Genomic DNA, 17,319 nt, shown 5'->3' with positions numbered 1-17,319 from the left:
CAGGTAGGTAGACAAGGTGGGTTAACGATGGAAACCTGTGTAAACAAAAAAACAAACAGACCGGAAAATGAAGAGTTTTTTTCATACTGGAAGGAATATCTTAGCGGCTTTGAACAAGATACGATCATTCCGAAATTCAACAAAGCTAACAAAAGTAATATTTATATACAGGAAGAGGTTTTCATTGAGCTGAATGAAAAGCTGACCCAAAACATGAAGGAAATGGCCCTAAGGCATCATGTATCCATGGATATAATAGCGGAAGCTATTTGGGGAATTATCCTCCAAAAATACAATAATACTAACGACGTATTATTTGGATTGGTAGTGAAGAAAAATCAGGAAGAGGACACAGTTGTTCCATTAAGAGTCAAATGTGATGGAGACACCTGTTTCAATCAGCTTCTGGCATGTTTGGAAGCACATAAATCAAAAGCGGGACAGGCTGGAACTATGGATATTAACGAAATCCAATCACGTTTGGTAGAGAACCGGAAGCTTGCCACCCATATTATGTTCATTGGTAAGCAAACTATAAAGGGAAAAGGTGAAAAATCTGCGCTTCAAAATAGCATGAGGCATTGTGGGGGTCAAGAACAGCATGATTATGATTTTTCAATCAAAATAGCTTTTGAAAATAAGATGTGCATTCAGTTTAGCTATAATGCAGCTGTCTTTGACAAAAAATTAGTAGAAGCCGCGGGAGACCATTTTACTAAAGTAGCACAAATAGTAACACAAACGGATGAGGTTAAAGTTTATGAGATAGACCTGTTAACTGAAAAAGAAAAAAATATGATTATAGGTTCCTTTAATCATACGATAACCGAATATCCCCGTAATAAAACGATACACCAGTTATTTGAAGAGCAGGTAAACAAAACTCCTAATCAGATAGCCGTTGTATTTGGACATACAAAGCTGACATATAAGGAACTCAATTTACGGGCAAATTGGCTGGCTTCAATATTGAAAGAAAGGGGTGCAGGCTCTGAAAGTATCGTAGCTATTATGGTACAACGCTCCATTGAGTCTATTGTTGGTATGCTGGCTATATTAAAGGCCGGAGGGGCATACCTTCCTATTGACCCGGGCTACCCTGACGAAAGAAAATGTTATATGCTTCAGGACAGCGGGGCAAGGGTGCTGCTGACTACGTCAGATCTTGACCCTGTTTTTGGCGTCCAGGTACCGGAGACAGTATTCCTGGATAAACATTCACCATGCCAGGCAGAGGACATTGAAGCTGGATGTACAGGTGCCCCCAATCACCTGGCTTATATTATGTATACTTCCGGTTCTACCGGCAAGCCAAAAGGTACGATGGTCGAACATAGGAATGTTGTAAGGCTGGTCAAAAACACCAACTATATCCAATTTACTCAGGAGGATCGAATTCTTCAAACAGGTGCCATTGTTTTTGATGCCTGTACCTTTGAAATCTGGGGAGCACTTTTAAACGGGCTAAGCTTATACCTGACAGAAGAGCATGTCATTTTGGATGCCAAAAAGCTTCAGAACGTCCTTTTAGAAAATAAGATAACAATATTATGGCTGACATCCCCACTGTTTAACCAGCTGTCCGATAAAAGCCCCCAAATGTTTGCAGGGCTTAAATTCCTTCTTGTGGGGGGGGATACACTTTCACCCAGACACATCAATCATGTAATGGAGAAATGCCCTGATCTTAAAATTATTAACGGGTATGGGCCTACAGAGAATACAACTTTTTCAACATGCTTCCCAATTGACAGAATATATGAGGAAAGCATCCCCATAGGAAAACCCATCAGCAATTCTACCGCCTATATTGTTGATCGATATCATCATTTACAGCCCGTGGGCGTATATGGAGAGTTGTGGGTTGGAGGAGATGGTGTTGGAAGAGGATATTTAAACAGGGAGGACCTGACCTCGGAAAAATTTATAGACAACCCATTTGTAAAAGGGGATAGAATCTATAAAACCGGGGATTTGGCAAGGTGGCTTCCTGACGGAAACATTGACTTTCTGGGCAGGGTTGACAATCAGGTAAAGATTCGTGGCTATCGAATAGAGCTGGGAGAGATAGAAAACCGGTTAATGAAGTATGAGCATATCAGTGAAGCCATTGTCATGGATATGACAGATAAAAATAAGGGTAAATACCTTTGTGCTTATTTGGTTTCGGATAGGGAATTAACAGTAGCCAAATTAAAAGAACATATTCTAAAGGAATTACCAGGCTATATGGTTCCATCATACTTTATCCGTCTCGATAAAATGCCTCTGACACCGAATGGAAAGATTGATAAAAAGAAACTTCCTGAGCCGGATACCTCATCTATTAATACAGGAGCGGAATTCATCCCTCCCAGAAATGAACAGGAAGATTCGCTGGCTGAAATATGGTGTGATGTATTGGGACTTAATAAAGTGGGTATTGAAGATAATTTCTTTAATCTGGGAGGGGACTCCATCAAGGCGGTGGAGGTGGTTGCCAGAGCAGCCGGGATCGGCATGAATCTGTCTATATCGGATATATTTAGATACACAACGATTAAAGAAATGATGGATACATGGAAAACCGGCGGACAGCAGGAAACCTTTGACCAGTTTGCAGCGGTACAGGAAAAATACAACCTGAAAGACTATCAGGTACAAGTGGACTGCAAAGGGGTAGATATGGCGTTAACCGTAGGAATTGAAGAATACCCTGTATCAAAGGAACTCAAGGTGGTAATGCAGAGGGATATAACAACATACCTTCATAGAAGCTTGCCTCTATGTGCGATACTTGCTTGCGATAAGTATCTTCCATGGTACTTCAATAACTTTATACAGGTTTTTTCATTTACAGATTCCAATGGATATGTGGAACTCAACTACCTTGAACCCAGAGATTGCTTTATTGAAATCGCAGACGTGGTTTGTTTGGGGTATCATTTATTAAAAAATGAAAAATCTATCCTTGAATTTATAATAGAGAAGCTTAATATGGGATATTACCTGGTGATGAATGTAGATGAGTTCTATCTTCCAAACAAATGGGACTACCAAAAAAATCATTTTGTGCATTCTTCACTGATCTATGGATATGACAATACGACGAAACAAATAAAAGCCATCGGGTTTAACCAGGAAAGACTTTTTACGGGACTCACTTTTGACTATAGCGAGTTTACTGATGCTTATGAGAACGGGAAAATCCATTATAAAAGTTATGCCCCATGGTGTGACTGGTCAGCTGTACAACTGATCAGACCCAAAAGTTTTGACGGAGAATTCCCTTTTAGTACAACTAGGTTTATAAATGAATTAGAGGATTACCTCCTTTCAAGAAGTGACTTAAGGAGACTTTATTCGTTTGAGTATCAGCCGGAACAAGTAGAATACGGGTTTAAGGCATACGATGTACTTATTGGAAATTTACATCGTTTGTTAGAGGGAAAGCTGACAATTGATTATAGAGCACTCCATTTATTGTCCGAGCATAAAAAATGTTTATATGACAGGCTTGGATATGTAATCTCAAAATATCAGTTATCAGGAAAAATTACCGGACTTCATAAACAATACATGGGAATTGTAGAGAGATGGAATGATATCAGACTCGAGTACCTTGCGCAATCCTTTGCGGAGTTTGATGCCAAAAGGCTGTCCCAAGAGCAGAAGTCTATGCTTCATAGTGTTATTAATAAGATCAATGAAGTTAAGAAAACAGAATATGAAATTTTACAAAAGGTAGTTAAACAATTAAAATTGAACTTTACTTAAGCACTTGAAAAAAATTCTCTCAATGGTGAAGAGAATATCTAACCTTATATCCAAAAAGTGGGACTATGTTCTAAATCCTACTTGGTTTACAAATTCAACTAGAGGCAGGAAAACTATTATCTAGATGGGGGCTATTTTACGCTTACTTATTAGTCATCCTTTCCCTAAATTCGCTGGGAGAAATCCCTTTTATTTTTTTAAAAGCACGGTTAAATGAAGACAGGCTTGAAAATCCTGAGTCAAATGCAATATCAATTATGTGTGCTTTTGGGTTCGAAATCAAAAATTCTGTTCTCTTGATACGCTCAGTAGTGAGAAAATCTATAAAGGTCATATCGGTATATTTTTTGAATAAATGTGAGAAATGGGACTTGCTGACCCCTATGTGATGAGAAACATCGTCGAGTGTAAGAGGTTTAGTACAGTTTTGTGATATATAAAGGCAAGCTTCTGTAATTAGCTTGGTAGACTTATAATCTGTTTTTGCATCATCAGAGAATTCTTCTTTCTTGGCATTGACGCAGTATTGTCCGAGTTTTACAAAAAACTCCAGGAGAAGGGAATATATACGAACTTCATTAAAAAGCGTGTCGGAAAAATAAAGTTCGGGCAATCTTTTTATTAAAAAAATCATTCTGTCGGCATCAATATTCGATGGGTCATATTTAATGCACTGATACTGGCTAAACACAGAAAAATTGCTATTAAACTCACTCATAATCATCAGTAAGTCAAGAGGGAACTGAACGAGTATAAAAGCATTTTCAGCTACATGATCAAGCGAATGCAAGTCACCAGGGTAAATTATGACCAGGTCATTAGTTTTAAGAACATGTTCGGTGAAATTAATCGTTACTTCATTATTATCATAAAGGCTTAAAAGTATTTCGATAAAAGGATGCCAATGCATCGTATTAGAAAAATTTATATCGATTTTTTTTGACACATTAATTTTCTTCCCACTGGTAAAATTCAATTTCTCGAAATAATTTTTCGTATGCATAAGCAAAAATCTCCTTTATTGGTTATATAGGTGAAGCTTTGTATACATAATTAGTCTATCAGTTATGATATCAAATAGCAATATTTGATATGTCTAAAAGAAGGATATGCATACAAAGTTGACAAAGGGCTTCAATATCAATGTTTTTTTATAGGTACAATATATACAACGAAAATAATTATAACAATATATGCACAGGTACTACAGAATTTTTAAAGAGTAAGCAGGATGTAAAATTGATAATATATTAATAGCAAGACACGTAGAAATGGTTTGCATATATATAACTTTAACAGGAAAGGGGTAATATTTTGCGAGTATTTAAAGTGGGTATACTTGGATCGGGAGTTATAAGCAGGACATATCTTGCCGATATAAAAGCATTTTACAAAAATCTTGAAGTAATCGCTTGTGCAGATATAGATGTAGAGCTTTCGCAAAAACTGGCATCGGAGTTTGGTATAAGAAAGGCATACACGACTGAAGAATTGTTAAATGATGATGAAGTTGAGATTGTAATAAATCTCACACCACCACAGTTTCATGTTGAGTTGGGCAAACGGATAATAACAGCCGGTAAACATCTTTTTAGCGAGAAACCGTTTGCACCCAATTTAAAAGCTGCAAAGGAAGTATTGGATTTAGCAGCTGCAAAGGGTGTTAAAGTTGGTTGTGCACCGGACACCTTTTTAGCGTCAGGGCTTCAGAGCATGAGATATTATCTTGATGCCAATCTTATAGGAAAGCCTTTCTTTGTCACGGCGAATATGACCACTTTCGGGGTTGAAACCTGGCACCCCAACCCTGCACCTTTTTATACGAAGTACAGCGGCCCTTTATTTGATATGGGACCGTATTATCTCTCTGCAATTGTATCCCTGTTAGGACCGATAGAGAGCATTGCGGCTCTTGATGCAAAGGGCAGCGATACCAGACATATATATGTGGGACGGGAGGCCGGAACTGATATTGAAGTAGAAATCCCCACTCATTACTCTTCCATATTGAAATTAAAAAGCGGCGTAGTTGTGAATTTTAACGTAAGTTTTGATATTTACAGGTCGAACCTTCCGATGTTTGAAATTTATGGAGATGGCGGCACGCTCACCTATCCGGATCCGAACTTTGGCGGCGGCACTCCCAGAGTGTATAGGAAAGAACAATATACCGACACAGTTTATCAAAAAACAGATGAAGCTATGGCGCGAAAAGATAGGTTCTATGAGCTTCCAGAGCTTTTTCCCAGAGTTAAAGATTATTCAAGGGGCTTAGGCGTGCTTGATCTTGCGAAAGCTATAGAAACGAACTCGAATAATAGAGCAAATGGCAGTTTAATAATGCACATTACCGAAGCCATAGAGGGAATGATGCTTTCATCTGAAAATGGCGAGTTTTACAAAATGATAACTACCTGTGAGAGGCCGGAGCCTTTAAAACCAGGTGGATATATGGATAAAGTTTAATATTTGACTGAGTAAAGTCATGAAAGGAGACAGAAAATGTCAGGAGTAATTGGAACAAATTTAGTAGCACAGGTGGGATTTATCGTTAAAGATGTGGAGGCAACAAAGAAAAAGTGGGCTGAGTTTTTAGGTGTTGACGTACCTGAGACGCAACCTATTGGTGATTATGCGGTTACAGGAACAAAGTTTAAAGGTGAACCCGCTCCAAATGCATATTGTTGGATGGCTTTCTTTGACGTTGGCCCGGGACTGCAGCTTGAACTGATTCAGCCTAACGAAGAACCTTCAACTTGGAGAAACTATCTTGAGGAGAAGGGCGAGGGCATTCACCACGTTGCATTTCAGGTTAAGGATTCAAAAACTGCTGTTGTTAATGCTGAAGCTGCCGGTTTAAAGCTGGTTCAAAGAGGTGTTTATGGTGATGGCAGCGGCGAATACAATTATTTTGATGCTCCGGAGCTAAAATGTGTAATTGAGCTTCTCGAGAGTTACAAGAAGTAATATTAACCCTAACTATAAATAGAAAGGCATGAAGCTAATATGAGACTTGGGACATCTTCACCATTAAAACACAGCAGTCCAAAGGAATGGGCTATGAAACATAAAACCCTAGGACTTGGAACTATAAATTTCCCACTCTCTTACGAAAATGATGATGCGCTTATTGAGGAGTATGTTAAAGAAGCAAAAAAAAACAACCTTGTGATAGCAGAGGTCGGGGTTTGGCGCAATACATTGGATTTAAATGAAGATGCGCGTAAAAAGGCTGTCAAGTACGCCGTGGGGCAGCTTGAACTTGCTGACAGGATAGGTTCTCGCTGTTGTGTGAATATTATAGGGGCAAGAGGCCCTCGCTGGGATGGTGCTTATAAAGATAATTTTACAAAGGAAACCTGGAAACTGGGTGTAAAGACTATTCAGGAGATCATAGATGAGGTGAATCCTAAGAACACGTATTTTACAATCGAGTCAATGCCATGGATGTTCCCGACTGGACCGGATGAATATCTGCAGTTGCTTGAGTCTGTGGACAGAGATAGATTTGCTGTTCATATGGACATTTTTAACTGGATAACAACACCAAGAAGGTATTTCTTTAATGAGGAGTTTATATGTGAATGCTTCGAGAAACTGGGTGAGCATATAAAAAGCTGCCATCTGAAAAATGTCAAAATGGAGGACGAGTATACGCTGTTTTTTAGGGAAACCAGTGCCGGAAACGGAGGGATAAATATCAAGCACCTAATCGAAAAAGGATTATCCTTTGATGAAAATATGCCGTTTATCATAGAGCATCTTAACACAGATGAAGAATATTTAAATAGTGTCACGTACATAAAGGCTCTAATGACGCCCTAAGCGTTATATATAGTGAGTAATAATAATTTAAAAGGAGAGGGTAAAATGAAAAAGACAAGAGTTTTAGCAGTGATCTTAGTTGCTTTAATGGTTATGATGACAACTGTGTTGGCAGGATGTGGCGGCAGTAAAAAGACAGAAGATACTTCCTCTGAAACGTCAGGCGAAGTAGTTTGGTGGGGGTGGACGCCGGGTTCCCCAACTAATGAACAATATATTGCAGAATTTAACAAAGAATATCCAAATATAAAAGTTACGTGGAAACAAACATCTATAGATGATTATGATGCGGCTATCAAACCGGCTTTAGCAAATGGCAAGGGTGTTGATGCTTTTGAGGTTTCAGCGGGTTCAGGAAATGGCGGCGTTAAAGTTTTTGGAGGACAGGCAATTGACTTGACTGATGCTGTAAAAAAGGCTTTAGGCGATAATTATAAAGACAAGCTCAACGAGGCATCAATCACCACAATGACTGTCAATGGTCAGTTGAAAGCACTTGGCGTCGGAACTGTATATTCAGGAAATCTCTGGATTAACAAAGATCTTTTTGATAAATATAATGTAAAAGCTCCTACTAATTTAGCTGAATGGAAAGAGGCTTGTAAAGTTTTTAAAGAACATGGTATCGATGGTTTTGTGCAGGGAGCAGGTCAAGGTGCATTTAACATGGACACTTTCCATGCAATTGCTGATAATGTAAGCCCTGGTACTTTCACAAAAGCAGCAAGAGGCGAGGTTGAATGGACTGATGACTCAATTGTCAAAGCATTAGAACTATGGAAAGGGCTGTTTGATGACGGAATTATGCAAAAGGGTGCTCTTGGCCTTAAACAATATCCAGAAGCAAACAATTTATTTATGTCTCAAAAGGCTGCTATGGTTATGATGGGGTCCTGGTATACATCAAACACTTTGCCTGATACCATGAAGGCTTCTATTGAGGCTGCATCTTCAAAAGAAGAGCCGTTCACAATGATTCCAATTGATTTCCCTGATATTGCCGGAACGGGAAAAACAGGATCCATGTTTGGCGATTTAGACTATTCAACCGCAGTGTCTGCAACATCAAAGAATGTTAAGGCTGCAACTACATTTGCTGTTTGGCTTGGAACCTCTCAGAGTGGTCAACAGATCATTGCAGATTCCTTAAACGTTGTTCCTTCTTTAAAATCAGCAACTCCGAATTGGGACAAAGTAAAACTTGTAAATCCTGAGAAACAAAACGAAGTAATCAAAAAATATATTGAAAAATCAATGGGAAGTGGCGATAACCCTCGTTTTGCAGAAATAAATGCAGATATGAACCAAAAAATGATGGATGTATTGGCTGGCGTGGCAGGAGGAACTATCACTCCTAAAGATGGTGCTGCTCAACTTGCAGGGACTCAAGCTGATAGTAAGTAAGAGATAATATTTTTTATAGGGGCCTATTTTTTCTAGTGCCCCTATCATTAAGTGTTGAGGAGAAGTATAAACATGAATAACATGAAAAAGGATAAAACATTGAAATCCAATAAAATGAACGGATTTCCGTGGATTCTTCCAGCATTTGTTTTTATTGTAGGTATTATATATTATTCAATATTTTATACATTCAAGCTGTCTACTTTAGATTGGAATGGGCTTGATCCAATTCAGACAGAAGTGGGGATAAGTAATTATACCAAGGCACTTTTTTCTGACTGGGTTTTTTGGAAAGCTATACAAAATACAATTGTTTATTTCATTTTTACATTTTTAATTCAAAACTTTTTAGGTTTTATATTTGCCGCAATTTTGCACACAAAAGTAAAGCTTGCTACATTGCATAAGTGCTTGATTTTTATACCAACAATCCTGGCACCTGCGACTATGGCGCCAGTGTTTAGATTGTTGTTCTCTCCTCAGGGAATTCTGCAGGATATATTTGACATACTTCATTTAGGCATAACTGTTGATTGGTTGGCAAAACCCAATTCGGCACTTTTCATTCTCATGATTGTTGCGATTTGGGAGTTCACAGGAATGAGTTTCATTCTATATTATGCGGCAATGAGCCAAATAGATAAAGAAATGCTTGAGGCGTCGCGCCTGGATGGAGCAGGAAACTTTAGAACTTTATTGAGCATTGTATTGCCAAACTGCAAAGGCACGACAGTTTCTCTTGCAATGCTTGGGATCATAGGTGCTTTGAAAACATTTGATATTCCTTATCTGATTACGACTGGCGGGCCAAATCACGCAACAGAATTTTTAGGCACATATATTTACAGGCAGGGAATAAGGCAATCGCATCTTGGCTATGCAGCTGCAATATCAGTAATGCTCCTTGTACTCGCATTCTGCGGTGCAATACTTATAAATAAGGTTAATAAAGGAGACGAGAAATAAAATGTTTGAAATTAGAACCTTAAAAAGTAAAGTCATTTTGCAAATCATTCTACTGATACTAACCATACCTTATGCGATTCCACTTGTTCAAATGTTTCTTGGCTCTCTCGGTGGAACAGGGTTTTTAAATTATAAGGTGGTTTGGGACACAGGTGTAGTTCCAATCTATTTTAGAAATTCATTCATCATATCATCCGGCGTAATTTTGTTGGTTTATATATTGAGTATGACAGCTGGCTTTGGGTTTGCAAAATTACAGATGTTTGGAAAAGAAGTATTCTTTTGGTTAATTCTTATTGCGTTAACTTTACCTGAAGTAATTTTGTTGTCTCCTTTGTTTGTAACATTCCAAAAGATGCATCTATTTAACACCTTCCTGGCTGTAATTTTACCTATTGCAGCATTGCAGCTGCCATTTACAATTCTGCTTACCAGAAATTTTGACAGTGGAATTCCTAATGAGTTAATGGAGGCAGCAAGAATTGACGGTGCGGGTATTTTTTTGACGTTTTGGTATGTCATCCTTCCGCTTACAAAGCCAATTGCATCATCAATTATTGTTTTGACACTCATCAACTCATGGAACGCATATCTCATGCCACTTCTGTTCCTGCAAAGCCCGGATATGCAGACGGTAACGCTGCTTCCACAATACTTCCAGGGTGAGTTTACAAATGACCAGACGAAGATATTGGCGGCAGCTGTGCTCACTGCAGTTCCTGAGATTATTGTTTATTTGTTCATGCAGAAGAATTTTGAAAAAGGCATGAGTGCGGGTGCTCTGAAATAATCGAAACAAGAGCAGAATAATAGTGAAAAGAAGGAGATAATTAATTATGCCGTTGATTCAAGTTGACTTAAAAAGGTCAGTGTTTAAGGATAAGGGAAAAGAAATATCAAGTGCAATTCATAATTCGCTGGTTGCAGGTCTGGGTATGGATACAACTGATCTTTTCCAAGTGTTTAGACCGCATGATGAAGGGGAGATTATTTTTTCGCCGACTTATGGCAATCGCGACAGACACGATTTGATAATCATTAGGATTACAATGGTTAATATGTTTTCACTTGAGCAAAAGAAAAAAACATATAAGGAACTAACAAAAAGGCTTGTTGACATTGGAATCAGGCGCGATGATATTTTAGTTTGTGTTGTTGAAAACAGTACTGAAAATTGGTCGCTTGGCGAAAGAGAAGTTTGATTGCAGAAGGGTTCATGTAAAGTTATGGAAAATGTAAAAAAAGAATTTTTACCGGACAGGTCTTATCCTGTCAGGCTGGATGAAAAAATGCCTGATACGCATAGATGGGGTATCCTTGGTTCTGGCTGGATTGCAAGCTGCTTTTCCGCACAGGTGATCAAAGCCGGTGGAAACATCGCTGCTGTTGGTTCCCGTGATTTAAAAAAGGCGCAGGCATTTAGGAGTGAGTTTCCGTCAATAAAAAAAGCGTATGGTTCTTACGAAGAGCTTATGAAAGATCCTGACATTGATGTGATTTATGTTGCAACTCCACATGCACAGCACCATGAGTGGGCGATGCAGTGCTTGCAGCACAATAAGCCTATTTTGGTTGAGAAGGCATTTACACAAAATTACAAGCAGGCGAAAGAAATTTTAGATTTAGCTAAAGAGAAAAATCTATTTGTTATGGAGGCGTATTGGACACGATTTCTGCCGCATATCATCAAGGTAAAAGAGTTGATTGACAGGGGCGAAATAGGGGACATTGTGCAGATAATTGCTGACCATGGGGTTTGCTTTCCTTTTGACCCTAAACATCGCTTATATGCACCTGAGCTTGCAGGCGGAGCTCTTTTAGACTTGGGCGTATATCCAATTTCATTCGTGCAGTTTTTGCTTGGAAACCCAACGGGAATAATCGCTGCCGGTTCTGCAACGCCAACAGGTGTGGATTCAAATGATGCTGCCATTTTAAAATATGAAAATGGCAAAGGTGCACTTGCGGTGTTAGCTTTTGGATCCCTCGCATCATCTCCCGTCACCGCTGCAATCTGCGGAACAAAAGGTAGAATAGAAATACACAGGCAATTTTACAGGCCGTCAGACTTCACTGTCTTTTATAATGACGGTTCAACCTTTGAGTATGTTTCAAAAACGCATGAAAATTATGAAGGTGGTCGCGATGGGCTTTTTGGAATGCATTTTGAAGCTGCTGAGGTGCAAAGGTGTCTTTTAGAAGGTGAGGTTGAATCTTCAGTTATGTCCTGGGAGGACACATTATCTGTGATGAAAATTATGGATGAAATCAGACGACAACTTGATTTCAAATATGAGGGAGAAACATTATGAAGATCATAAATCCAGTTAGTTTTATGTGATTTTACAGAGTAGCGAATGAAAGGGTTAGGTGGAATTTTATGAGTAAATTATTGGATAAAGAATTGTGCGTTGTCACGGGTGCGGCCAATGGAATTGGAAGAGCAATCGCAGAACGCTTCATAAGAGAAGGTGCCGATTTGATTGTGGCTGATTTTGATGTTGAAACCGCAAAAAAAGTATATGAGGGAAACAGTCAGGTTGTTGATATTCTAAAAGTTGACGCGACAAATATAAAGGATTTGGAGAAAATAGCGGAATCTGTTAAGAAGACAGGGCGCAAATTAAAGGCGGTGTTACCAATCGTTGGTAACGGACCACAAAACCCGATTCCAGAAATCACACCTGAGGAGTTTCATTTGACAATGGACCTCAATGTTTTTTCAGCTTTTTTCACGGTGCAGAAGTTAATTCCTTTTATGTCTGATAAATCTTCAATTGTTCTGATATCATCAATTGCAGGTTTTCAGGGCGGGAAAAACGCCATTGTCTATAATGCGGCGAAAGCTGCGGTCAGGTCTATGGCACGTTCGTTCACAGGAGAGCTTGCAGAAAAGGGTATCAGAGCAAATGCTATAAGCCCCGGTCCAACTGAAACACAGGCATTTACAGATTTTGTGCACGGCGATGACGAACTGAGAAACAATATAGTTTCGCAACTTCCCATAGGGCATATCGGAAAGCCCGGCGAGATTGCGGCGGTTGCATTGTTCTTAGCATCCGACGAATCTTCTTATGTGACAGGTGCTGAAATTATTGCTGACGGCGGTTTCACCAATAGATAAACAAATAGAGATTAATAGATAATACAGGGGAGAAAAAAATGGCGTTATCATCAACGAATATAGTTAAGGTTATTGTCGTAACAGACGATTTAGAAAAAACAGTTTCTGCATATAAAACTTTGCTGGGCACAGGGAAAGAGCCTGCAGGGCAGAATACAGAGCATAAAGCGGTAAGAACACCTTTTATGAAGTATAAAGGTGCCGGCATCGCTGATACCCCAATGAAGGTAGAGAGTGTTTTCAGCGATAATTTTTGGTTTGAAATTATTCAGCCTCTGGGAAATAATGACCCATGGGCAGCTTGGTTAAAAGAACATGGCACGTCAATCTGCTCAATTTGTTTGCTGTCAGACGGACCTTTGGAAGCTGACGAAGAAACTATGAAAAATGCAGGGTTTGATTCACTTTTTAAACACGAGAAGGGCTATGAAGCATATGAATATTTTGACACATCAAAAGCGCTTGGAGTTTTAGTTGAGGTGAAAGAGCAGTATAAATAATGAAAGAGGTGGCGAATTCGTTCGTCACCTCTTTTGTGCACATAAGCTAAAAATTGCAATTACTAAATATTACTTTCTGTAAGGGTTCCGGTGCAAATACTTCAAAATCAATATACCTATCACCAGAAAGTCCGTCTTTACCCTTTATTTTTATGTAGGTTTCATACATTCGCCAAGAATCATTCGTTTGTTTAAGATGCTTTCTGACATCATTTTAACAAGCATTCTATAACTAAGTGGATACTTAAAATGCCACCGGGCACATAACAATATTATTTCTGATTCAAAATGTTTCCATAAAGTCAATTAAGGTTGAAATCTTTGCCTTCAGTCGATAGTAATTGACTTTAAAATATTTATCGGATAACTTGGAAGAGTCAGGAGAAAGAAATTAAAAATAAAAAGATAAGCTTCAAAAGTTGAATTTTGAAGCATCGGATAAATCGATTGCTCTTGAACAGAACCTTGATAAAATTGGGCAGCGGAAAAATTATGTGGATTATATTGTAAACCGCCCAAGAGTTGAGAATATGGGGAGAATATTTGAGAATAATGTGCCACCGCCTGCCAAGACAGCAATTGGATTAAAGGTGGATAGTAAGCTGATGAGGAAGATGAGGGAGAAGAAGGTGGGGCAGGGGCATAAGCAGGATGAATCGAAGCAGAGTTTGTTCGTTTAAGAATTGTTATAATTTTTTTTAATGATTTTATAGTGGCTAAGTATATTTGTTTTTAAAATCGGATGTTAAAACCCCATAAAAATTTACATATATTTGAATAGATTTTATGGGAGGGATTTAATGCAGACCAAGATGTTAGTAAAAAAACCGGAACTGGCTCCAGTCAGAACAAATAATCAAAAGAACAAGCCTGCTGCAAATAAAAAAAATGTAAGAACAACAGATTACAAGAAATTTCTGCAGATAATGCTTAATGATCCAGATGCCATAACAAGAGAAGAATTTATGGTTCTACAATCCGCAATAGGGTATCGGCAGACAGTGAAGTTAAGAGAGGAGGCAAAACAACGCAAAAAGCAGAAAAAGCTGGAACAGGCTAATGTTGCTGTAAACAAAATTTCATTAGAGAAATTAAAATCTGAAATTAAAAAGGATTCAGATAGCAAAAAAGAAGCTTCAGAAACTAAGAATGATGAACAAAAAACACCATTACAAATGAAGAAGGACGATGACAATACTGCTGCTTCAAGCTCAGGCATGCAACATAATTTGCAAGCAGGACTTGAAAAACTATCAGGTGTTGATCTATCAGATGTAAAAGTGCATCAAAACTCTGATAAGCCACAGCAGGTTGGAGCTTTGGCATATACTCAGGGAAATGATATACATATCGCTCCTGGGCAGGAAAAGCACCTCCCTCATGAGGGCTGGCATGCTGTACAGCAAAAGCAGGGGAGAGTGAAAGCAACTTTACAGATGAAGTCCGGTGAGAAGGTAAATGATGATGAAGGATTAGAAAAAGAAGCTGACGTTATAGGGAGGAAATTAACTGATGAAAGTAGAAGTTATACAAATGTACAACAGTCGGGTCTTAATGTAACACAGCCTGAATTGAATAAAGAAAAGATTATACAGAGAGCGGTATCAAATGAGAATACATATGTTGTTAAGAAAGGTGATACCTTGGGTGGGATTGCAATTAAATATAATGTATCTGAAGATGAACTGGCAAAGTTAAATAATATTAAAGATAAAAATACAATTAAGGTTGGACAGGTATTAAAATTACCATTAACAGCGAAATCAAACCCAGAGGTCAAAAGTGAAGGGAATACAACGACAGATAAGCCTGAGAAACAACAGAACTCAAGTGTTGATAATAATAAGAAAAATGAAGATAATGACAAAGCAACGAATAATGACATAATAAGCAAATTAAAAAATGATTCCAGTTTGGGTCTGCCAAAAGACAAGAAAGATGCAATGCTAGATATAGCTACTATTTTACTCAGTGAGGGTTATAAGTCAGCATTTGTATCAGGGGTTCTTGGTAATGTGTTATCCGAGGGAGCCGCTGGACACTTTGAAAGTTCTGCCTACATTAGTCACCCAGAGAATGAGCCGGATTACTTGAAGTATATGGATAAACATTATAATTATAGAAATGAATTTTCTGGGAAAAATATTTCGGAAGTTGGAATAAAGAAAACGTATGATTTATTAAAAGAACTACAAAAAGGCAACTATAAAGGTAAATTTGGTCTCGGTGCTTGTCAATGGACTGGTTCACGTACAATGGATTTAATTAAGTGTTACATTGAAGAGTGTGGACTAGAGTATGATGCACATGGTAATATAAAATCAGAATATTATCCAAAAGCACAAGAATGTCGTCGAGCAGAGAATAAGATGGTTGTTAAAGAATTGAATGGAGGGTACCATTCTGTTTATAACAATTGGTTATCTAAATATAGTAAAAAAGATGATGCTGCTTATTATGCGGGTTGGATAGTATGTAAGGAATATGAAAAACCTAAGGCAGACTCATCTGATGCAAGGGGGAAAAGTGCAGCAAGAATATATAAAGTTATGATGGGCCTAAAATAATGTGACTTAGTAAGGAAGTGTGACGAAAATGAAAAGAACAACTCTAGGATTAATTATTATGGCTGTACTAATGTTAGCTGGCTGTACTAATGAAGAAACAAATAGACAACTAAATTCATTTAGTAGTCAAAACAGTAGTCGGACCAGCGGCTCAACTAGCAGTCAAGCCAGTAGTTTAATTAGTAGTCAAACCAGTGCCTCAACCTACAGTTCATCTAATTATGTTAAAACATATGACGATGAAACCCATAAGAATGTACAATATGAAGAACTTTCGTTTAATATTGGCTCTTACCATATAGTCTCTGATTCAAGCAGTAATAATATTGAAACATTTAAATGTGAAATTGATAAAAGTGAAGGATATTCTTGGACAAAAACCTATATGACCATCACAGTTCGCGAAATGGAAAAAAAAGAGCTCCACGATACGAATAGTATCGTAGCATACTTAAGTGATAGGTACCCTAATTATGAAAAAATAAATATTTACAATAATGTAACCGATAATTCTGGAATCATCAGTCTATATATTGCATCACAAGGGGATCAGACGAAATATGTAGTTTCCTATAAGGAGGCATGCTATTTAATTGAATCTGATGTTAATGAAGTTTATCTATTAAAAAATTATCCTTCAGAGTATTATGAGGTACATAATCAAAAAATAGAATGTGCGAACTCTAATATAACCACTGTTAATGAAACCATTTCCTATAATAAAAGTGAGTTTGAAAAGGCGGATTATGATATTATTCAAGGTATAAACGGAACAAAATATTCTGCTGAATTAAGCCGCGACAAGGAATATCAATATCATTTTACTTTAAAAAATGAGAAACTTGAAAATCTTCTGACATTATCTACTTATGGACAATTTGATGAGGTTATTAAGATTTTAGATGTCAATATGGATGGTTATGCAGATATTAGATTTTTGGAGGAACCAGGTACTTTTAATAATAGTTATTCTCTATATGTCTGGGATGATTCTGCCAAGGATTTTGATAAAGTAAAATGTGAAGAGATGATTTCGGAATTTGATGTGCATGATGGTTACTTGTTAAATCATCAAAAAGCAGATGCAAACTCCGTGGTTAGTCAAAAACTCGTATGGAAAAATAACAATACATTGATAAAAGCAGCAGAAGAGCAATATCATGTTGACTAAACCGAG

Annotated in this window: 15 protein-coding genes and 1 pseudogene; 14 read left to right on the top strand and 2 right to left on the bottom strand. The window is 37.9% G+C overall.

All coding sequences use genetic code 11. The features are described 5' to 3' along the window. Positions 1-27: 27 nt before the first annotated feature. Positions 28-3,756 carry a non-ribosomal peptide synthetase gene (locus CTER_RS08425; protein WP_004624855.1) on the top strand — a complete coding sequence of 1,243 codons (3,729 nt, stop codon included), beginning with the start codon at positions 28-30 and terminating at the stop codon, positions 3,754-3,756. 142 nt (positions 3,757-3,898) lie between these two features. On the opposite strand, the gene CTER_RS26860 is transcribed toward CTER_RS08425, so the two are convergent. Further along, positions 3,899-4,702 carry an AraC family transcriptional regulator gene (locus CTER_RS26860; RefSeq protein WP_165585953.1) on the bottom strand — a complete coding sequence of 268 codons (804 nt, stop codon included), beginning with the start codon at positions 4,700-4,702 and terminating at the stop codon, positions 3,899-3,901. A gap of 368 nt (positions 4,703-5,070) precedes the next feature. Here CTER_RS26860 and CTER_RS08415 point away from each other — a divergent pair, with 368 nt between their 5' ends. The 10 genes from CTER_RS08415 to CTER_RS08370 all read left to right on the top strand — a co-directional run bounded on the left by CTER_RS08415 (position 5,071) and on the right by CTER_RS08370 (position 13,575). Next, complete coding sequence (locus CTER_RS08415) at positions 5,071-6,222, top strand: Gfo/Idh/MocA family protein (RefSeq protein ID WP_117387141.1); 1,152 nt, start codon at positions 5,071-5,073, stop codon at positions 6,220-6,222. A 36-nt stretch (positions 6,223-6,258) separates the two neighbouring features. After that, positions 6,259-6,723, top strand: coding sequence for a VOC family protein (locus CTER_RS08410; protein WP_004624908.1), 465 nt, complete (start codon positions 6,259-6,261; stop codon positions 6,721-6,723). 39 nt (positions 6,724-6,762) lie between these two features. Further along, complete coding sequence (locus tag CTER_RS08405; RefSeq protein WP_004624981.1) at positions 6,763-7,581, top strand: sugar phosphate isomerase/epimerase family protein; 819 nt, start codon at positions 6,763-6,765, stop codon at positions 7,579-7,581. Positions 7,582-7,626: 45 nt separating this feature from the next. Continuing rightward, positions 7,627-8,985, top strand: a complete 1,359-nt coding sequence (locus CTER_RS08400; protein ID WP_004625059.1) for an ABC transporter substrate-binding protein — start codon at positions 7,627-7,629, stop codon at positions 8,983-8,985. A gap of 72 nt (positions 8,986-9,057) precedes the next feature. Beyond that, complete coding sequence (locus tag CTER_RS08395; RefSeq protein ID WP_004625017.1) at positions 9,058-9,951, top strand: carbohydrate ABC transporter permease; 894 nt, start codon at positions 9,058-9,060, stop codon at positions 9,949-9,951. A 1-nt stretch (position 9,952) separates the two neighbouring features. After that, entirely contained in the window at positions 9,953-10,741 is a 789-nt protein-coding gene (locus tag CTER_RS08390) for a carbohydrate ABC transporter permease (RefSeq protein ID WP_004624739.1), read from the top strand. Between the two features lie 46 nt (positions 10,742-10,787). Continuing rightward, the gene (locus CTER_RS08385) at positions 10,788-11,153 is read left to right on the top strand and encodes a tautomerase family protein (RefSeq protein WP_004624852.1); all 366 of its coding nucleotides are present in this window, start codon (positions 10,788-10,790) and stop codon (positions 11,151-11,153) included. Positions 11,154-11,177: 24 nt separating this feature from the next. After that, positions 11,178-12,263, top strand: coding sequence for a Gfo/Idh/MocA family protein (locus CTER_RS08380; protein ID WP_004625022.1), 1,086 nt, complete (start codon positions 11,178-11,180; stop codon positions 12,261-12,263). Positions 12,264-12,331: 68 nt separating this feature from the next. After that, positions 12,332-13,075, top strand: a complete 744-nt coding sequence (locus tag CTER_RS08375; RefSeq protein WP_004624826.1) for an SDR family NAD(P)-dependent oxidoreductase — start codon at positions 12,332-12,334, stop codon at positions 13,073-13,075. 38 nt (positions 13,076-13,113) lie between these two features. Continuing rightward, positions 13,114-13,575, top strand: coding sequence for a VOC family protein (locus tag CTER_RS08370; protein WP_004624924.1), 462 nt, complete (start codon positions 13,114-13,116; stop codon positions 13,573-13,575). 136 nt (positions 13,576-13,711) lie between these two features. Here the strand turns inward: CTER_RS08370 and CTER_RS28740 are convergent. Beyond that, positions 13,712-13,881: pseudogene (locus CTER_RS28740) on the bottom strand (IS6 family transposase); the annotation flags it as partial. A 113-nt stretch (positions 13,882-13,994) separates the two neighbouring features. On the opposite strand from CTER_RS28740, the gene CTER_RS08365 reads away from it, so the two are divergent. The 3 genes from CTER_RS08365 (at position 13,995) to CTER_RS08355 (ending at position 17,313) form a co-directional block, all read left to right on the top strand. Then, the gene (locus CTER_RS08365; protein WP_040760553.1) at positions 13,995-14,255 is read left to right on the top strand and encodes a hypothetical protein; all 261 of its coding nucleotides are present in this window, start codon (positions 13,995-13,997) and stop codon (positions 14,253-14,255) included. 120 nt (positions 14,256-14,375) lie between these two features. After that, entirely contained in the window at positions 14,376-16,142 is a 1,767-nt protein-coding gene (locus CTER_RS26855) for a phage tail tip lysozyme (RefSeq protein WP_004624963.1), read from the top strand. Positions 16,143-16,170: 28 nt separating this feature from the next. Next, positions 16,171-17,313 carry a hypothetical protein gene (locus tag CTER_RS08355; RefSeq protein WP_004624761.1) on the top strand — a complete coding sequence of 381 codons (1,143 nt, stop codon included), beginning with the start codon at positions 16,171-16,173 and terminating at the stop codon, positions 17,311-17,313. Positions 17,314-17,319: the final 6 nt, after the last annotated feature.

Origin of the sequence: Ruminiclostridium cellobioparum subsp. termitidis CT1112 (genome assembly GCF_000350485.1) — a bacterium.
Classification (GTDB): Bacteria; Bacillota; Clostridia; order Acetivibrionales; family DSM-1351; genus Ruminiclostridium; species Ruminiclostridium termitidis.
This window is presented reverse-complemented; position numbering and strand designations above follow the sequence as displayed.

What these genes read in the sequence shown, in the direction of transcription:
- CTER_RS08425 (WP_004624855.1), top strand. Translation starts at nt 28, where the DNA reads ATGGAAACCTGTGTAAACAAAAAAACAAACAGACCGGAAAATGAAGAG.
- CTER_RS08410 (WP_004624908.1), top strand. Translation starts at nt 6,259, where the DNA reads ATGTCAGGAGTAATTGGAACAAATTTAGTAGCACAGGTGGGATTTATC.
- CTER_RS08405 (WP_004624981.1), top strand. Translation starts at nt 6,763, where the DNA reads ATGAGACTTGGGACATCTTCACCATTAAAACACAGCAGTCCAAAGGAA.
- CTER_RS08400 (WP_004625059.1), top strand. Translation starts at nt 7,627, where the DNA reads ATGAAAAAGACAAGAGTTTTAGCAGTGATCTTAGTTGCTTTAATGGTT.
- CTER_RS08395 (WP_004625017.1), top strand. Translation starts at nt 9,058, where the DNA reads ATGAATAACATGAAAAAGGATAAAACATTGAAATCCAATAAAATGAAC.
- CTER_RS08390 (WP_004624739.1), top strand. Translation starts at nt 9,953, where the DNA reads ATGTTTGAAATTAGAACCTTAAAAAGTAAAGTCATTTTGCAAATCATT.
- CTER_RS08385 (WP_004624852.1), top strand. Translation starts at nt 10,788, where the DNA reads ATGCCGTTGATTCAAGTTGACTTAAAAAGGTCAGTGTTTAAGGATAAG.
- CTER_RS08380 (WP_004625022.1), top strand. Translation starts at nt 11,178, where the DNA reads ATGGAAAATGTAAAAAAAGAATTTTTACCGGACAGGTCTTATCCTGTC.
- CTER_RS08375 (WP_004624826.1), top strand. Translation starts at nt 12,332, where the DNA reads ATGAGTAAATTATTGGATAAAGAATTGTGCGTTGTCACGGGTGCGGCC.
- CTER_RS08370 (WP_004624924.1), top strand. Translation starts at nt 13,114, where the DNA reads ATGGCGTTATCATCAACGAATATAGTTAAGGTTATTGTCGTAACAGAC.
- CTER_RS26855 (WP_004624963.1), top strand. Translation starts at nt 14,376, where the DNA reads ATGCAGACCAAGATGTTAGTAAAAAAACCGGAACTGGCTCCAGTCAGA.
- CTER_RS08355 (WP_004624761.1), top strand. Translation starts at nt 16,171, where the DNA reads ATGAAAAGAACAACTCTAGGATTAATTATTATGGCTGTACTAATGTTA.